We start from the raw sequence: 16,942 nt of genomic DNA, 5'->3' as shown, positions 1-16,942 counted from the left end.
TTTAATACAAGTAACCTTCTTGAGTTTGAAAATTATCCCATGTTTGCAGGTGCCAAATGGCCCTTTTTTTGGTATAATTTTTTATAATGAAAACGATTGGTAATCGCTATGTTGTGGTTGATTTAGAGGCAACTAGCACAGGTAGTAAGGCTAAAATTATCCAAGTGGGAATTGTCGTGATTGAGGACGGAAAAATCGTCGATCACTATACGACGGATGTCAATCCACATGAACCCTTGGATGCTCATATCAAAGAACTGACAGGATTGACAGACCAACGTCTGGCGCAAGCACCTGATTTTTCTCAAGTTGCCAGAAAAATCTTTGACTTGGTGGAGGATGGGATTTTTGTAGCCCATAATGTTCAGTTTGATGCTAATCTCTTGGCGGAAAATTTATTTTTTGAGGGCTATGAACTAAAAAATCCTCGTGTTGACACGGTCGAATTGGCTCAGGTCTTTTTCCCTGAACTGGAAAAATATAGCTTGCCGATATTGTGTCGAGAATTAGGAATTCCTCTTAAACACGCTCACACAGCCCTTTCAGATGCCCAAGCTACTGCGGAATTACTCTTATTTCTACGGAAAAAGATGGCCCAACTTCCTAAAGGACTCTTGGAACGTTTACTGGAAATGGCTGACGCCCTCTTGTATGAGTCCTACCTGGTTATTGAAGAAATTTATCGCAGCCAATCTGTCCTGAGTTCTCCAGACTTGGTCGAAGTTCAAGGACTGTATTTCAAGAAAACTGGAGCTCCCCTGGAGCCACGAAAACTATCTCAAGGTTTTTCTAAGAATATTTCTCTGTTGAACCTTGAAGTGAGGGAGGATCAAGAAAATTTTGCTAAAGAGGTTGGCTTGCTATTGAAAGATGAGCCTGTCTCTCTGATTCAAGCGCCGACAGGGATTGGGAAAACCTATGGCTATCTCTTACCCGCTTTATCTCTAGCCAAAGAGCATCAAATTGTTCTTAGTGTTCCGACAAAGATTCTTCAAAATCAGATCATGGAAGAAGAAGGTAAACGTCTCAAGGAAGTGTTCCATATAGATATTCATAGTTTAAAGGGACCACACAATTATCTGAAGTTGGATGCTTTTTATCGTTCCTTACAGGAAAATGATGAAAATCGCTTATTTAGACGCTTTAAAATGCAACTCTTGGTCTGGCTGACTGAGACAGAGACAGGGGATTTGGATGAAATTGGCCAACTCTACCGTTACCAACATTTTCTGACAGATCTTCGTCATGACGGGAATTTATCATCTCAGAGCTTATTTGTGACGGAAGATTTTTGGAAACGTAGTCAAGAAAAGGCACAAACCTGCAAGCTTTTAGTGACCAATCATGCCTATCTTGTAACCAGACTTGAAGATAATCCTGAATTTGTCAGCGACCGTCTATTGATTATTGATGAAGTTCAAAAGATCTTGTTGGCTCTAGAAAATCTGCTTCAAGAGACTTACGATATCCAGTCTATTATCGAATTGCTTGATAAGGCTTTACTGGACGAGCAAAATAAGGTCCAGCAACGAATATTAGAAAGTATTCGCTTTGAGTGCTTCTACTTGATAGAACAATTTCAGCCTGGAAAATCTAGGAAAAATATCTTAGATTCTCTTGCCAATCTCCACCAGTATTTTTCAGAATTAGAAGTAGAAGGCTTTGAGGGGTTGGTTCGCTATTTTACAGCTGACCGAGATTACTGGCTTGAAGCAACTGAAACGAGTCAAAAGAAAATTCAGATTTCTTCTACGAAATCAGGCCGTATTCTTCTATCTTCCTTAGTGCCTGATTCATGTCAAGTCTTGGGAGTGTCGGCCACTCTTGAGATTAGTCAAAGAGTTTCTTTGGCAGACCTTTTGGGTTATCCTGAAGCTAAATTTGTCAAGGTTGAAGCTCATAAAAAACGGGATCAAGAAGTGGTCTTGGTCAAAGATTTTCCCCTGGTGACAGAAACCTCCTTAGAAGTCTACGCCAAAGAGGTAGCTGATTTGCTGATGGAAATTCAAGCTTTCCAACAACCGATTTTAGTTCTCTTTACTGCTAAAGACATGCTTCTAGCAGTATCGGATTTACTTCCAGTTAGCCATCTGGCCCAGTATAAAAATGGGGATGTTCATCAACTGAAGAAACGCTTTGAAAAAGGAGAACAAGAAATCCTGCTTGGTGCAGCAAGTTTCTGGGAGGGAGTTGATTTTTCAAGTCATCCTTTTGTGATTCAAGTTGTACCAAGACTTCCTTTCCAAAATCCTCAAGAACCCTTGACGAAAAAGATCAATCAGGAACTGAATCAAGAAGGGGAAAATGCCTTTTATGATTATCAGTTACCAATGGCCATTATTCGTTTAAAGCAGGCTTTGGGAAGAAGTATGAGACGCGAACACCAACGTTCCTTAACTCTTATTTTGGATAGGAGAATTGTCGGAAAGCGATATGGCAAACAAATTGTGACTTCTCTAGCAAAAGAAGCGACCGTTAAAACCGTCTCTCGATCCGAAGTTGATGAGGCTGTTGATAAATTTTTAAATGAACTTTGATAAATAGTATTGTATGAAAGTATAAGGTTAGTGTATATGAAACGTTCTCTCGACTCTAGAGTCGATTATAGTTTGCTCTTGCCAGTGTTTTTTCTACTGGTTATTGGCGTGGTGGCTATTTATATAGCCGTTAGTCATGATTATCCAAACAATATTTTGCCCATTTTAGGGCAGCAGGTCGCCTGGATCGCCTTGGGGCTTGTGATTGGTTTTGTGGTCATGCTTTTTAATACAGAATTTCTTTGGAAGGTGACCCCTTTTCTATATATTTTAGGCTTGGGACTTATGGTTTTACCTATCGTCTTTTATAATCCAAGCTTAGTTGCATCAACAGGTGCCAAAAACTGGGTATCGGTAAATGGTGTTACCTTGTTCCAGCCGTCAGAATTTATGAAGATATCCTATATCCTCATGTTGGCTCGTGTGATTGTCCAGTTTACAAAAAAACATAAGGAATGGAGACGTACAGTTCCGCTGGACTTCTTGTTGATTTTCTGGATGATTCTCTTTACTATTCCAGTCCTAGTTCTTTTGGCACTTCAAAGTGACTTAGGGACAGCTTTGGTTTTTGTAGCCATTTTCTCAGGAATCGTCTTGCTATCAGGAGTTTCTTGGAAAATTATTATCCCAGTATTTGTGACTGCTGTAACAGGAATTGCTGGTTTCTTAGCTATTTTTATCAGCAAGGATGGCCGGGCTTTTCTCCATCAACTGGGAATGCCGACCTACCAAATCAATCGTATCTTGGCTTGGCTCAATCCTTTTGACTTTGCTCAAACAACCACTTACCAACAGGCTCAAGGACAGATTGCGATTGGTAGTGGAGGCTTGTTTGGTCAAGGATTTAATGCTTCTAATCTGCTTATTCCAGTTAGAGAGTCGGATATGATTTTCACGGTCATTGCAGAAGATTTTGGCTTTATTGGCTCTGTCCTTGTTATCGCCCTTTATCTCATGCTGATTTACCGTATGTTAAAGATTACTCTTAGATCAAATAACCAGTTCTACACCTATATTTCCACAGGTTTGATTATGATGTTGCTCTTCCATATCTTTGAGAATATCGGTGCCGTGACAGGTTTGCTTCCATTGACTGGGATTCCCTTACCTTTTATTTCGCAAGGAGGATCGGCTATTATCAGTAACTTGATTGGTGTTGGCTTGCTTTTATCGATGAGTTACCAGACAAACCTAGCTGAAGAAAAGAGTGGAAAAGTCCGATTCAAGCGGAAAAAGGTTGTATTAAAACAAATCAAATAAGGAGAAAATAATGGTTAAAGTAGCAGTTATGTTGGCTCAGGGCTTTGAAGAAATTGAAGCTTTGACAGTTGTGGATGTTTTGCGTCGGGCAAATATTACTTGTGATATGGTTGGTTTTGAAGAGCAAGTGACAGGTTCGCATGCAATCCAAGTAAGAGCAGATCGTGTTTTTGATGGTGATTTATCAGACTATGATATGGTTGTTCTTCCTGGCGGCATGCCTGGTTCTGCACATTTGCGCGATAATCAGGCCTTGATTCAAGAGTTGCAAAGCTTCGAGCAAGAAGGAAAAAAACTAGCAGCCATTTGTGCTGCGCCAATTGCCCTCAATCAAGCAGGGCTATTGAAAAACAAGCAGTACACTTGCTATGATGGCGTTCAAGAGCAAATCTTTGATGGTCAATATGTAAAGGAAACAGTAGTGGTAGATGGTCATTTGATAACCAGTCGAGGTCCATCAACAGCCCTTGCCTTTGCCTACGAGTTAGTGGAGCAACTAGGAGGAGACGCAGAGAGTTTACGAACAGGAATGCTCTATCGAGATGTCTTTGGTAAAAATCAGTAAAACGGGAGTCAAACTCTCGTTTTTTTATGTGGAAAACTCAGGGAAATCATCGCTTTTTTCATAAAAAAATGCTATAATGAAGGGTATGAAATATCACGATTATATCTGGGATTTAGGTGGAACTTTACTGGATAATTACGAAACTTCAACAGCTGCATTTGTTGAAACATTGGCATTGTATGGCATCACACAAGACCATGACAGTGCCTATCAGGCTTTAAAGGTTTCTACTGATTTTGCGATTGAGACATTCGCTCCCAACTTAGAGAATTTTTTAGAAAAGTATAAGAAAAATGAAGCCAGAGAGCTTGAACACCCGATTTTGTTTGATGGAGTTTCTGATTTATTGAAAGATATCTCAAATCAAGGTGGCCGTCATTTTTTGGTCTCTCACCGAAATGATCAAGTCTTGGAAATTTTAGAAAAAACCTCTATAGCAGTTTATTTTACAGAAGTGGTTACTTCTAACTCAGGCTTTAAGAGAAAACCAGATCCTGAGTCCATGATTTATTTAAGAGAAAAGTATCAGATTAGCTCTGGTCTTGTAATTGGTGATCGACCGATTGATATCGAAGCCGGGCAAGCTGCAGGACTAGCTACCCACTTGTTTACCAGTATCGTGAATTTAAGACAAGTATTAGACATGTAAGAAAAAGGAAAAAGATGACAGAAGAAATCAAAAATCTGCAGGCACAGGATTATGATGCCAGTCAAATTCAAGTTTTAGAGGGCTTAGAGGCTGTTCGTATGCGTCCAGGGATGTATATCGGGTCAACTTCAAAAGAAGGTCTTCACCATCTAGTCTGGGAAATTGTTGATAACTCAATTGATGAGGCCTTGGCAGGATTTGCCAGCCACATTCAAGTCTTCATTGAGCCAGATGATTCGATTACTGTTGTCGATGATGGGCGTGGTATCCCCGTCGATATTCAGGAAAAAACAGGTCGACCTGCCGTTGAGACTGTCTTTACTGTCCTTCATGCTGGAGGAAAGTTTGGCGGTGGCGGATATAAGGTCTCAGGTGGTCTTCACGGAGTGGGGTCTTCAGTAGTTAATGCTCTTTCCACTCAGTTAGATGTTCATGTCCACAAAAATGGTAAGATTCATTACCAAGAATACCGTCGTGGTCATGTTGTTGCAGACCTTGAGGTGGTTGGAGATACGGATAAAACGGGAACAACAGTTCACTTCACACCGGACCCAGAAATCTTCACTGAAACAACAACCTTTGATTTCGATAAATTAAATAAACGGATTCAAGAGTTGGCCTTTCTAAATCGCGGTCTTCAAATCTCCATCACAGATAAGCGTGAGGGGCTAGAACAAACTAAGCATTACCACTATGAAGGTGGGATTGCTAGCTACGTTGAATATATCAACGAGAACAAGGATGTTATCTTTGATACACCAATTTACACAGATGGTGAAATGGATGATATCACAGTTGAAGTAGCCATGCAGTACACAACGGGTTACCATGAAAATGTCATGAGTTTCGCCAATAATATTCATACCCATGAAGGTGGAACGCATGAACAAGGTTTCCGTACAGCCTTGACTCGTGTTATCAACGATTATGCTCGTAAGAATAAGTTACTGAAAGACAATGAAGACAACCTAACAGGGGAAGATGTTCGTGAAGGATTAACTGCTGTTATCTCAGTTAAACACCCAAATCCACAGTTTGAAGGACAAACCAAGACCAAACTGGGGAACAGCGAAGTAGTCAAGATTACCAATCGTCTTTTCAGTGATGCCTTCTCTGATTTCCTCATGGAAAATCCACAGATTGCCAAGCGCATCGTGGAAAAAGGGATTTTAGCTGCCAAGGCTCGTGTGGCTGCTAAGCGTGCGCGTGAAGTCACTCGTAAAAAATCTGGTTTGGAAATTTCCAACCTTCCAGGAAAACTAGCAGACTGTTCTTCTAACAATCCTGCGGAAACAGAACTCTTCATCGTCGAAGGAGACTCAGCTGGTGGATCAGCAAAATCTGGTCGTAACCGTGAATTTCAGGCAATTCTTCCAATCCGCGGTAAGATTTTGAACGTTGAAAAGGCAAGTATGGATAAGATTCTAGCTAACGAAGAAATTCGTAGTCTTTTTACAGCGATGGGAACAGGATTTGGTGCAGAATTTGATGTTTCAAAAGCTCGTTACCAAAAACTTGTTTTGATGACCGATGCCGATGTCGATGGAGCCCACATTCGTACCCTTCTTTTAACCTTGATTTATCGTTATATGAAACCAATTCTAGAAGCTGGTTATGTTTATATCGCCCAACCACCAATCTATGGTGTCAAGGTTGGAAGCGAGATTAAAGAATATATTCAGCCAGGAGCAGACCAAGAAATTAAACTCCAAGAAGCCTTAGCCCGCCACAGTGAAGGTCGTACCAAACCAACTATTCAGAGGTATAAAGGTCTGGGTGAAATGGACGATCATCAGTTATGGGAAACAACAATGGATCCCGAGCATCGCTTGATGGCTAGAGTTTCTGTGGATGACGCAGCTGAGGCAGATAAAATCTTTGATATGTTGATGGGGGATCGAGTAGAGCCTCGCCGTGAATTTATCGAAGAGAATGCCGTCTATAGTACACTTGATGTCTAAAAAATCGGGAGAAGTAGTTCCCTTGGTCTAAAAAATATGATATAATCATTACGATTGTTTCAAGTAAAAAAGGAGTTTAATATGTCTGGTACACTAGTAATTTATCTTGCAATTGCAGTTGCAGTTTTCTTAGTGATTGCCTATGCTATCGCAATCTACGTACGAAAACGCAATGAAAGTAAATTAGCAATTTTAGAAGAGAAAAAAGAAGAGCTGTACAATCTTCCAGTAAACGATGAAGTTGAAGCTGTAAAAAATATGCACTTGATTGGACAAAGTCAAGTGACTTTCCGTGAGTGGAACCAAAAATGGGTTGACCTATCTCTTAACTCTTTTGCTGATATCGAAAATAATCTTTTTGAGGCAGAAGGCTATAACAACTCATTCCGTTTTTTCAAGGCCAGTCATCAAATTGACCAAATCGAGAGTCAAATTACCTTGATTGAAGAAGATATTGCGGCAATTCGCAATGCTTTGGCAGATTTGGAGAAACAAGAGTCTAAAAATAGTGGACGTGTTCTTCATACCTTGGACTTGTTTGAAGAGTTGCAACACCGAGTGGCTGATCATTCTGAAGAATATGGCCAAGGTTTAGCTGAAATTGAGAAACAATTGGAAAATATTCAATCAGAGTTTTCTCAGTTTGTTACTTTGAACACTTCAGGTGACCCAGTAGAAGCTGCTGTGATTTTGGATAATGCTGAAAATCATATCTTGGCTTTGAGTCACATTGTTGACCGCCTGCCAGCGATTGTAAAAACATTATCTAAAGAGCTACCTGATCAATTGGAAGATTTGGAGGATGGTTACCGTAAGCTTTTAGATGCTAACTATCATTTTGCTGAAACGGATATTGAATCTCGCTTCCAATTGCTTTATGAAGCTTTGAAGAAAAACCACGAAAATATTGCACAATTAGAGTTGGATAATGCTGAGTATGAAAATACTCAAGTTCAAGAAGAAATCAATGCACTCTATGATATCTTTACACGAGAAATCGCTGCTCAAAAAGTAGTAGAAGGCTTAGTTACAACCCTTCCTACATATTTGAAACACATGAAAGATAGTAATGCTGTTTTAGTGGAAGATATTCAACGATTGAGTAACAATTACCTACTATCTGAAACGGATATTAGTCATGTTCATAGATTACAAGCTGAGTTAGAATCTTTAGAAGAATCTGTATTGGAATTAACTTCTGAACAAGAGGAACATTCTGAACCTTATTCATTCCTTGAAGATCGTTTGGAAAACTTACAAGCGACTTTGAAGGAAATTGAAGATGAACAAGTTGCGGTTAGTCAACGCCTTGCTCAGATTGAAAAAGATGATATCAATGCTCGCCAGAAGGCAAATGTTTATGTCAATCGTCTTCATACAATTAAGAGATATATGGAAAAACGCAATCTTCCAGGTATTCCTCAGAATTTCTTACAGTTGTTCTTTACAGCAAGTAATCATACTGAAGAGTTGATGGCTGAGCTAGAAGAAGCCCAGGTCAATATCGAAGCTGTGAACCGTATGCTTGAAATTACAACAAATGATATGGAAGCACTTGAAGAAGAAACCTATAATATTGTTCAATATGCAACATTGACAGAACAATTACTACAGTATTCGAACCGCTACCGCTCATTTGATGAACGAATTCAGGAAGCCTTTAATGAATCATTAGAAATTTTTGAAAAAGAATTTGATTACCATGCTTCATTTGATAAGATTTCGCAAGCTTTGGAAGTTGCAGAACCTGGTGTAACCAACCGTTTTGTTACTTCATATGAAAAAACACGTGAGACAATTCGTTTCTAACATAATAAAAAAGATTTGGTTCTGTGAGAAGCAGAACCAAATCTTTTTTATTGCTTAATTGTTTTTAAAAATGCCCAGTTACCAATGGATCTTGATCCGTATTCTAAGTCCATATAGTCCAGTAATACATAATCATTTTTTTCATAGAAAGAGGCATTGTTTGCTGTGCTTGTAATGAGTCCTAAGTGCTCACAGCCTTTTGATTTGACATAGGGTTCAATTCCTTGTGTCAGAAAAGTACTGCCTATTCCCTGTCCCTTACTTGCTGTATTGACAGCTAAAGCCATCAAATACCAATCAAACTCTCCTGATTGTTCTAAGTGTTTTTTGGAACGTTTTACAAAGTCAAAGTATTTAAAAAGATTAAGTGGTCGAATGTAGCGAAAAATTTTTGTTCCGCCATTTCGTAGATAGGATAGTATACAGAAATCCTTTTGTTGCAAAAGGGCAACTGCTAGTAATTCTCCATCTTGTTCAGCAATTAAACAGTTTCCTTTTTTAATATAGACTCTAGTAAGCAGAATTTGCAATGTTTCTACGAAAGAAGGATAGGAATCAGCTTTTTTTAAACCATCAGTTATTATCGTTAAAAAAGGATAGTCAAGAAAGGACTTGGCTAATAGTTTTCCAATTTTTTCGTACTCCTCAATTCTTGCCTCTCTATATATTATGTCTCCCATGCTTGTCTCCTTAGTTACCTATAAAACTGTGTTTGATAGGATTTAAAGATAAAAAATTGGAGATGATTAAAAAAGCAAGTGAGAACCTCGTTTTGTGCTGTAAGGTTCAAAAAACTTTTTAATCTCTCCAAAATGTTATTTTGTTGGAATCGAAATCCCAATTAATTTTTCTGAATAGAGTGTTTTGATATTGGCCTCATCAATAGAGTCCTTATCAATTTTACGTTTCAAGAAAAACTCTTGGATGGCTTCGATTTCGGTTTCGCGAATAGCACGGTGTTTATTTGAAATGAGGATTTCATAGTGAAGCGGAGCTTGGGTAAAAATAACATCAGTATTCCCTGCAGAATAGACCTCAACAAGGGTTGCATCTGTACTTTCTAGCTGGCTTTTTACAAGTTGCGAGTGTGAGTTTGTCGTATTGATTAGCTTCATAACATTTCCTCCGATTTTCTAATTCTATTATAGCACTTTTTAAATAAAGTAGCTTGCTTTATACTCAATGAAAATCAAAGAGCAAACTAGGAAGCTAGCCGCAGGCTGTACTTGAGTACGGCAAGGCGAAGCTGACGTGGTTTGAATTTGATTTTCGAAGAGTATTAGTCAATCTTATGCTGTTTTTTCCAAGATTGGATAGCCCATTTATGGCTACCACGTTTGAGGTTTTCAATAGCCTCGTCAATAGGGAACCAGGCAATATGATTAAAGTCTTCTAATGGTTGTTGTACTTCTTTGAAGGAAGTTGCTTCATAGAGGTAGGCAGGATTGTAGTAGTAGGTATCACGGTGACGAGAGTAGAAATATTCGTCAGCTTGTCCGTAATAGCTACCAATTTCAGCTGTGAAGCCAAGCTCTTCAATCAATTCACGTTTTAGGGCTTCTTGATGATTTTCACCTGCTTCAATTTCGCCACCTGGTAAGAACCAAGCGCCATTAGGCGCTTGAACAAGAACAATTTGTTTTTGTTCAGCGTCAGGGATAACTGCATACACTCCATAGCGTGCAACATAGTCTGTATTTGCTTTTTTTTCTCCAAAAGTTGGGTTTGCCATTGCATTTTCCTCATTATCTAGTATTGTTATTATTATCTTAATGGACAAAGGGCAAGCTGTCAAGAAATTACAGTTATTTTAGTAAAAAGAAGCAGAAAATTTTCATTTTCTACTCCTTTTCTATAGGATTTATACTTCTTTTTCAGAAGTTTTCACTTCAGCTTTTTTGGCAGACTTAATTTGAATCTTGCCCTTGCTGGTCATAACTGCCTTGAGGTCTTTTTCGCTTGGATTTTCAAGGTAGTAGTCAGTGATTGCGTCCTCAATATAGTCTTGAATAGTACGACGAAGTGGGCGTGCTCCCATTTTTGGATCATAACCAAGGTCAACCAATTTTTCCTTGACCTTGTCGGTTACATCCAAATGAATGTTGTTGCTAGAAAGACGTTTGTTAACATCTGCAAGCATAAGCTCGACAATCTGAAGGAGGTTATCTTTGCTGAGAGCCTTAAATTCGATAATACCATCAAAACGGTTCATAAACTCTGGGCTAAAGAAGTTACCGAGTTCACCAAGAACAGAGTTGGTACGTCCTTCTCTAGCAGCACCAAATCCAACGCTAGCTTCTGCCTTACCTGTACCTGCATTTGAAGTCATGATGATGATGGCGTCCTTGAAGCTAACGGTACGTCCTTGTCCATCTGTTAAACGACCATCGTCCAAGACCTGGAGGAACATATGCATGACATCTGGATGGGCTTTCTCTACTTCATCCAAGAGAATAAGAGAGTAGGGATTGCGGCGGACTTTTTCAGTTAATTGCCCAGCCTCGTCATAGCCGACATAACCTGGAGGGGCACCGACTAATTTCGCCACACTGTGTTTTTCCATATATTCACTCATATCAAAGCGAATCATGCTGTCAGCAGAACCAAAGAGTTCGATAGCTAATTGTTTGGAAAGTTCTGTCTTACCGACTCCAGTTGGCCCAACGAAAAGGAAACTTCCGATTGGGCGGTTAGGGGTACCGAGACCGACACGATTACGGCGAATAGCCTTGGCAATCTTATCGACAGCATCATCTTGTCCAATAACATGAGACTTGAGGTCTTCGGCTAGATGGATGAGTTGAGATTGTTCTTTCTCTTTTAAATCACCAACAGGAATATTGGTTTTCTGCTCGATAATGTGCTCAATGGTTTTCTCACTAATGATAGGAGTATCTTGGTCTGTGACCTTTTTCTTTTGCATTTCCTTATACTTGGCAATCTGGTCACGGAAGTAGGCGGCCTTCTCAAAATCTTCTTCTCGTGTAGCTTGAGATTTAAGATTTTCAGCCTCAATCAAGCGCTGATCGATTACTTTAGGATCCACAAAATTCAAGGTCAAGTTCATCTTAGAACCAGCTTCATCTAGGAGGTCAATGGCCTTGTCAGGCAAGAAGCGATCTTGGATGTAGCGATTGGACAGAGTTGCAGCTGCTTCAATTGCAGCATCGGTATACTGAACGTGGTGGTAGTCTTCGTATTTCTTTTGAATGCCTTTGAGGATAGTAATTGTTTCCTCCACTGTTGGTTCATCCACTTTAACAGGTTGCATACGACGCTCTAGGGCTGCATCTTTTTCAATGATACGGTATTCATTGAGGGTAGTAGCACCGACCAATTGCAGCTCTCCACGAGCAAGGGCGGGCTTGAGGATATTTCCTGCATCCATATTGCCATCGCCCGCAGAACCAGCACCGACAATTTCATGGATTTCATCGATAAAGAGGATGATGTCCTCACGTTTGCGAATTTCTTCCATGAGTTTTTGCATGCGTTCTTCAAATTGTCCACGGATACCCGTTCCTTGAACTAAGCTAACCACATCCAGACGGATGACTTGTTTTCCTTGTAGTTTATGGGGAACATCTCCATCAACTATTTTCTGAGCTAGACCTTCGACAACGGCAGTTTTTCCGACACCTGGTTCACCGATAAGAACAGGATTATTCTTGGTTCTGCGATTGAGAATTTCTATGACACGGATAATCTCATCGTCGCGCCCAATAACGGGGTCAATATCTCCACGACGGGCAATTTCAGTTACGTTGATACCAAATTCTTCCAGTAGGCCTTTTTCTTGGCTTGGTGGAGGAGTTTGAGCAGGTCCACGATTTTGGGAACCATAACCGCCATTTCCACCGTAACCTCCACCTGATTGGGTTGGGGGAGTCGGAGGAGTATTGTTAGAAGGCCTGAAATTGTTTAGGTCATTGAAGAAATCACCAAAGGGATCAAAGTCACGATTGTTCAGATCCGTCATACCTTTAAAGAGGCTATTGTTAGGATCAGTCTTGATAATCTTATAGCAGTTTTGACAGAGGTCAATTTGTTTTTGTTTTCCATTGAGATTGGTGTAAAGATGAATTGTTGAGTCGTTGATTTTACAGTTTTGACAAAGCATACATCTACCTCATTTCTTTCTTTAGCTTGGCCCGTCCAAAGGTCAATAATAGTCAAATTTCTATACTCTCATTATAACAGGATTGGAGTGTAAAGCAAGTAAAAAGATTGCAGCTTTGAGAAGTTGTTACAATGAAAATCTTTGGGAATTTGAACTATAAAAAAATCCTATTTGTGAGACAAAAAGGATTTTGGTTAGACATGCAGGGACAATCCCAGCTTGTTTTAGATTAGTAGAGGAGTTCGTAAATCTCCATTGCGATTAAGTCAATGCTGTCAAAAGTATACGTTTCGCGAGCTTCTACATCACGAAGGGTAAAGATTGAACCGTTTTCTTCATCATGGCTGTATGCAACTTCTGCAACAACAACTCCTTCGCGTTCAAAATTACGTTTTAAATTTCCGCCGTCTTTTGCCATTGCTTCAAGGCGGTTGATGATTCTAACCAAATGTGATTCCATTTTGATTCTCCTTCATTTCTTATCGTTACTATTTTACCATAAAGGAGGTCAACTTGCCTAGAAAAAACTAAGATTTCTCGCTAATTCTACTAGCTTAAAGTTTTTTTGAATAAATTGGATAAAAAGTTTGAATTTTAATTCAGTGCATGTTATAATCATACAGTATTCTATTTTAGAAAGCAGTATGACTATGAATTTTTCTTTTTTACCTAAGTATTTACCTTATTTTAACTATGGGGCTGTCGTGACGGTTCTCATTTCTATCTGTGTTGTCTTTTTGGGAACTATTTTGGGTGTTGTCTTGGCTTTTGGGCAACGTTCAAAGTTTAAACCGCTTGTTTGGCTCGCCAACTTGTACGTTTGGATTTTCCGTGGGACACCGATGATGGTTCAGATTATGATTGCCTTTGCTCTTATGCATATCAATGCTCCGACTATTCAGGTTGGGATTTTGGGTGTTGATCTTTCTCGCTTGATTCCAGGGATTTTGATTATCTCTATGAACAGTGGTGCTTATGTTTCTGAGACTGTTCGTGCTGGGATTAATGCGGTTCCAAAAGGTCAGCTAGAAGCGGCTTATTCGCTAGGGATTCGTCCTAAAAATGCCATGCGTTATGTGATTTTGCCACAAGCTATCAAAAATATCTTGCCAGCTTTGGGGAACGAATTTATCACTATTATCAAGGACAGCTCCCTCTTATCAGCTATCGGTGTCATGGAGTTGTGGAACGGTGCTACAACAGTTTCTACAACAACCTATTTACCTTTAACACCACTTTTATTTGCAGCCTTTTACTACTTGATTATGACCTCTATTTTGACAGTAGCCTTGAAAGCTTTTGAAAAACGTATGGGACAAGGAGATAAGAAATAATGACAGAAACCTTGATAAAAATCGAAAATTTACATAAATCATTTGGAAAGAATGAAGTATTGAAGGGCATCAACCTCGAGATTAAAAGAGGAGAAGTTGTCGTTATCATCGGTCCTTCGGGGAGCGGGAAATCTACCTTGCTTCGCTCTATGAATTTGTTGGAAGAAGCAACAAAAGGGAAGGTTATCTTTGAGGGAGTTGATATTACGGACAAGAAGAATGACCTGTTTGCTATGCGTGAGAAGATGGGCATGGTTTTCCAACAATTTAACCTCTTTCCTAATATGACTGTGATGGAAAATATCACCTTGTCACCTATCAAGACCAAAGGTGAGAGCAAGGCAGTGGCTGAGAAGAGAGCCCAAGAACTTTTGGAAAAAGTTGGTTTACCAGATAAGGCAACTGCTTATCCACAGAGTTTGTCAGGTGGCCAGCAACAGCGGATTGCTATTGCGCGTGGTTTAGCTATGGAACCTGATGTTTTGCTCTTTGACGAGCCAACTTCAGCCCTGGACCCTGAAATGGTAGGTGAGGTGTTGGCTGTTATGCAAGACTTAGCCAAGTCAGGAATGACCATGGTTATCGTAACACATGAAATGGGATTTGCTCGTGAGGTGGCAGACCGTGTCATCTTTATGGCAGATGGTGTGGTTGTTGAAGATGGAACACCTGAACAGATTTTTGAACAAACCCAAGAACAACGGACTAAAGACTTCTTGAGTAAGGTTTTATAAGTTAGTTTTGTGGAGCTATTTGTAGCTAACTTTACATATAAAGTATAGATTAATGAAAAGCTCGACTAGAGCTTTTTCTTATAGTTTGAAACTATAGGATAGCCTAGGAAAGAAGTGTTAGAGGGGATTAGCAGTTTTTGGTATAATGGAAGATATTTGAAAGAAAAGAGAAGTGATATGACACAGATTATTGATGGGAAGGCTCTAGCAGCTAAGTTACAAGGACAGCTGGCTGAAAAGACTGAAAGATTAAAGGAAGAAACGGGGCTAGTACCTGGTTTAGTAGTGATTTTGGTTGGGGACAACCCTGCCAGCCAAGTCTACGTTCGTAACAAGGAGAGGTCCGCCCTTGCGGCTGGTTTCCGTAGTGAAGTAGTGCGAGTTCCAGAGACCATTACTCAAGAGGAATTGTTAGACTTAATTGCTAAATACAATCAAGATCTAGCTTGGCATGGGATATTGGTCCAGTTACCATTACCAAAACATATTGATGAAGAGGCAGTTTTGTTGGCTATTGACCCCGAAAAGGATGTGGATGGTTTCCATCCTCTAAACATGGGGCGTCTTTGGTCTGGTCATCCAGTCATGATTCCCTCTACACCTGCAGGAATTATGGAAATGTTTCATGAATATGGGATTGACTTGGAAGGTAAAAATGCGGTCGTCATCGGTCGTTCAAACATTGTTGGAAAACCCATGGCCCAGCTTCTTTTAGCCAAAAATGCAACAGTGACCTTGACCCACTCACGCACCCATAATCTTGCCAAGGTGGCTGCAAAAGCTGATATTCTTGTGGTAGCAATTGGTCGTGCTAAATTTGTGACTCCTGATTTTGTGAAACCAGGTGCGGTAGTTATTGACGTTGGGATGAACCGCGATGAAAATGGTAAGCTCTGTGGTGATGTTGATTATGAGGCAGTTGCCCCACTTGCTAGCCATATTACGCCAGTTCCTGGAGGTGTAGGTCCTATGACCATTACTATGCTGATGGAGCAAACTTATCAAGCAGCACTCCGGACATTGGAGAGAAAATTTTAAAAGTAAGTTTATAAAAGGAGGTATGCGCTTCCTTTTTGTTGTATAATAAATGCGAGAGGAAAAAACGATGAAAGTGATTGATCAAACCTTACTAGAAAAAGTCATTATTGAACGTTCTCGTACAAGTCATAAAGGAAATTACGGTCGTCTGCTGTTGCTGGGTGGGACCTATCCTTATGGTGGTGCTATTATCATGGCTGCTTTGGCAGCTGTTAAAAGTGGAGCTGGTTTGGTGACTGTTGGAACAGATAGGGGAAATATCCCAGCTTTGCACAGTCATTTACCTGAGGCTATGGCCTTTTCTCTTCAAGACCAGCAATTATTAAAAGAGCAATTGGAGAAGGCAGAAGTTGTCTTGCTGGGGCCTGGTTTACGAGACGATACTTTTGGAGAAAATCTTGTAAAACAGGTCTTTGCTAGCTTAAAAAAGAATCAGATTTTGATTGTAGACGGAGGGGCCTTAACCATTCTTGCTAGGACAAGTTTGTCGTTTCCATCTAACCAGCTTATCCTAACTCCCCACCAAAAAGAATGGGAAAAGCTGTCTGGTATTGCTATTGAAAAGCAAAACGAAGATACAACATCTAGTGCCCTGACTTCTTTCCCTCAAGGCATAATTTTGGTGGAGAAAGGTCCAACTACTCGTATTTGGCAAGCTGGCCAGTCTGATTGTTACCAGTTACAGGTTGGCGGTCCCTATCAGGCGACTGGTGGTATGGGAGATACACTAGCTGGAATGATTGCAGGATTTGCAGGCCAATTTCGACAAGCCAGTCTCTACGAACGTGTGGCAGTAGCGACTCATCTTCATTCAGCCATAGCCCAAGAACTATCTCAAGAACATTATGTGGTCTTGCCGACGGAAATCAGCTCTTATCTGCCCGAAATAATGAAAAAAATATCTCAAAAAGGCACCTGATAGTTTCAGGCGCCTT

The 16,942-nt window shown here is 40.0% G+C and carries 15 protein-coding genes; 10 read left to right on the top strand and 5 right to left on the bottom strand.

Annotated elements, in window-relative coordinates; genetic code table 11:
* Positions 1 to 86: 86 nt before the first annotated feature.
* The 6 genes from ACLNCP_RS01910 (at position 87) to ezrA (ending at position 8,781) form a co-directional block, all read left to right on the top strand.
* On the top strand, positions 87 to 2,537 hold the full coding sequence (locus ACLNCP_RS01910) for a bifunctional DnaQ family exonuclease/ATP-dependent helicase (RefSeq protein ID WP_424843952.1): 2,451 nt from the start codon (positions 87 to 89) through the stop codon (positions 2,535 to 2,537).
* Between the two features lie 36 nt (positions 2,538 to 2,573).
* A complete protein-coding gene (locus tag ACLNCP_RS01905) occupies positions 2,574 to 3,797 on the top strand; it encodes an FtsW/RodA/SpoVE family cell cycle protein (RefSeq protein WP_261053087.1) in 1,224 nt (407 codons plus the stop codon).
* A 10-nt stretch (positions 3,798 to 3,807) separates the two neighbouring features.
* A complete protein-coding gene (locus ACLNCP_RS01900; protein WP_261053085.1) occupies positions 3,808 to 4,362 on the top strand; it encodes a DJ-1 family glyoxalase III in 555 nt (184 codons plus the stop codon).
* Between the two features lie 85 nt (positions 4,363 to 4,447).
* Positions 4,448 to 5,011: an HAD family hydrolase gene (locus ACLNCP_RS01895; protein ID WP_261015278.1), complete on the top strand. Its 564-nt coding sequence runs from the start codon at positions 4,448 to 4,450 to the stop codon at positions 5,009 to 5,011.
* A gap of 14 nt (positions 5,012 to 5,025) precedes the next feature.
* Positions 5,026 to 6,972 (top strand): DNA topoisomerase (ATP-hydrolyzing) subunit B, encoded by a 1,947-nt coding sequence (gene gyrB, locus ACLNCP_RS01890; protein ID WP_061864016.1) that lies wholly within the window; start codon positions 5,026 to 5,028, stop codon positions 6,970 to 6,972.
* Positions 6,973 to 7,053: 81 nt separating this feature from the next.
* Positions 7,054 to 8,781 carry a septation ring formation regulator EzrA gene (gene ezrA, locus ACLNCP_RS01885; protein WP_261053084.1) on the top strand — a complete coding sequence of 576 codons (1,728 nt, stop codon included), beginning with the start codon at positions 7,054 to 7,056 and terminating at the stop codon, positions 8,779 to 8,781.
* Between the two features lie 47 nt (positions 8,782 to 8,828).
* Here ezrA and ACLNCP_RS01880 read toward each other — a convergent pair whose 3' ends face one another.
* From ACLNCP_RS01880 to ACLNCP_RS01860, 5 genes are all read right to left on the bottom strand, one after another.
* On the bottom strand, positions 8,829 to 9,461 hold the full coding sequence (locus ACLNCP_RS01880) for a GNAT family N-acetyltransferase (protein ID WP_261052525.1): 633 nt from the start codon (positions 9,459 to 9,461) through the stop codon (positions 8,829 to 8,831).
* A gap of 135 nt (positions 9,462 to 9,596) precedes the next feature.
* Positions 9,597 to 9,896 carry a DUF1827 family protein gene (locus ACLNCP_RS01875; protein ID WP_000767198.1) on the bottom strand — a complete coding sequence of 100 codons (300 nt, stop codon included), beginning with the start codon at positions 9,894 to 9,896 and terminating at the stop codon, positions 9,597 to 9,599.
* 164 nt (positions 9,897 to 10,060) lie between these two features.
* Positions 10,061 to 10,513, bottom strand: a complete 453-nt coding sequence (locus ACLNCP_RS01870; protein ID WP_261047288.1) for an NUDIX hydrolase — start codon at positions 10,511 to 10,513, stop codon at positions 10,061 to 10,063.
* Between the two features lie 129 nt (positions 10,514 to 10,642).
* Positions 10,643 to 12,901, bottom strand: a complete 2,259-nt coding sequence (locus ACLNCP_RS01865; RefSeq protein WP_049492218.1) for an ATP-dependent Clp protease ATP-binding subunit — start codon at positions 12,899 to 12,901, stop codon at positions 10,643 to 10,645.
* A 229-nt stretch (positions 12,902 to 13,130) separates the two neighbouring features.
* Positions 13,131 to 13,361 (bottom strand): DUF1797 family protein, encoded by a 231-nt coding sequence (locus ACLNCP_RS01860; protein ID WP_000443570.1) that lies wholly within the window; start codon positions 13,359 to 13,361, stop codon positions 13,131 to 13,133.
* 190 nt (positions 13,362 to 13,551) lie between these two features.
* Here ACLNCP_RS01860 and ACLNCP_RS01855 point away from each other — a divergent pair, with 190 nt between their 5' ends.
* The 4 genes from ACLNCP_RS01855 (at position 13,552) to ACLNCP_RS01840 (ending at position 16,926) form a co-directional block, all read left to right on the top strand.
* Positions 13,552 to 14,235 (top strand): amino acid ABC transporter permease, encoded by a 684-nt coding sequence (locus tag ACLNCP_RS01855; RefSeq protein WP_001011642.1) that lies wholly within the window; start codon positions 13,552 to 13,554, stop codon positions 14,233 to 14,235.
* Positions 14,235 to 14,969 carry an amino acid ABC transporter ATP-binding protein gene (locus tag ACLNCP_RS01850; protein WP_000140955.1) on the top strand — a complete coding sequence of 245 codons (735 nt, stop codon included), beginning with the start codon at positions 14,235 to 14,237 and terminating at the stop codon, positions 14,967 to 14,969. The genes ACLNCP_RS01855 and ACLNCP_RS01850 overlap by 1 nt, the downstream gene beginning before the upstream one ends.
* A 177-nt stretch (positions 14,970 to 15,146) precedes the next feature.
* Complete coding sequence (locus tag ACLNCP_RS01845; RefSeq protein WP_261052524.1) at positions 15,147 to 16,007, top strand: bifunctional methylenetetrahydrofolate dehydrogenase/methenyltetrahydrofolate cyclohydrolase; 861 nt, start codon at positions 15,147 to 15,149, stop codon at positions 16,005 to 16,007.
* Between the two features lie 67 nt (positions 16,008 to 16,074).
* Positions 16,075 to 16,926: an NAD(P)H-hydrate dehydratase gene (locus ACLNCP_RS01840; protein ID WP_261052523.1), complete on the top strand. Its 852-nt coding sequence runs from the start codon at positions 16,075 to 16,077 to the stop codon at positions 16,924 to 16,926.
* Positions 16,927 to 16,942: the final 16 nt, after the last annotated feature.

The organism is Streptococcus sp. CL6.35, assembly GCF_049737915.1.
GTDB lineage: Bacteria > Bacillota > Bacilli > Lactobacillales > Streptococcaceae > Streptococcus.
The sequence above is the reverse complement of the archived record's forward strand: the minus strand, read 5'-3'. Positions and strand labels throughout refer to the sequence as shown.

Bases quoted from the DNA above. Each gene is read 5' to 3' on its own strand.
- ACLNCP_RS01875 (WP_000767198.1), bottom strand. From the start codon at position 9,896: ATGAAGCTAATCAATACGACAAACTCACACTCGCAACTTGTAAAAAGC.
- gyrB (WP_061864016.1), top strand. From the start codon at position 5,026: ATGACAGAAGAAATCAAAAATCTGCAGGCACAGGATTATGATGCCAGT.
- ezrA (WP_261053084.1), top strand. From the start codon at position 7,054: ATGTCTGGTACACTAGTAATTTATCTTGCAATTGCAGTTGCAGTTTTC.
- ACLNCP_RS01845 (WP_261052524.1), top strand. From the start codon at position 15,147: ATGACACAGATTATTGATGGGAAGGCTCTAGCAGCTAAGTTACAAGGA.
- ACLNCP_RS01840 (WP_261052523.1), top strand. From the start codon at position 16,075: ATGAAAGTGATTGATCAAACCTTACTAGAAAAAGTCATTATTGAACGT.
- ACLNCP_RS01880 (WP_261052525.1), bottom strand. From the start codon at position 9,461: ATGGGAGACATAATATATAGAGAGGCAAGAATTGAGGAGTACGAAAAA.
- ACLNCP_RS01860 (WP_000443570.1), bottom strand. From the start codon at position 13,361: ATGGAATCACATTTGGTTAGAATCATCAACCGCCTTGAAGCAATGGCA.
- ACLNCP_RS01865 (WP_049492218.1), bottom strand. From the start codon at position 12,901: ATGCTTTGTCAAAACTGTAAAATCAACGACTCAACAATTCATCTTTAC.
- ACLNCP_RS01910 (WP_424843952.1), top strand. From the start codon at position 87: ATGAAAACGATTGGTAATCGCTATGTTGTGGTTGATTTAGAGGCAACT.
- ACLNCP_RS01905 (WP_261053087.1), top strand. From the start codon at position 2,574: ATGAAACGTTCTCTCGACTCTAGAGTCGATTATAGTTTGCTCTTGCCA.
- ACLNCP_RS01870 (WP_261047288.1), bottom strand. From the start codon at position 10,513: ATGGCAAACCCAACTTTTGGAGAAAAAAAAGCAAATACAGACTATGTT.
- ACLNCP_RS01850 (WP_000140955.1), top strand. From the start codon at position 14,235: ATGACAGAAACCTTGATAAAAATCGAAAATTTACATAAATCATTTGGA.
- ACLNCP_RS01855 (WP_001011642.1), top strand. From the start codon at position 13,552: ATGAATTTTTCTTTTTTACCTAAGTATTTACCTTATTTTAACTATGGG.
- ACLNCP_RS01895 (WP_261015278.1), top strand. From the start codon at position 4,448: ATGAAATATCACGATTATATCTGGGATTTAGGTGGAACTTTACTGGAT.
- ACLNCP_RS01900 (WP_261053085.1), top strand. From the start codon at position 3,808: ATGGTTAAAGTAGCAGTTATGTTGGCTCAGGGCTTTGAAGAAATTGAA.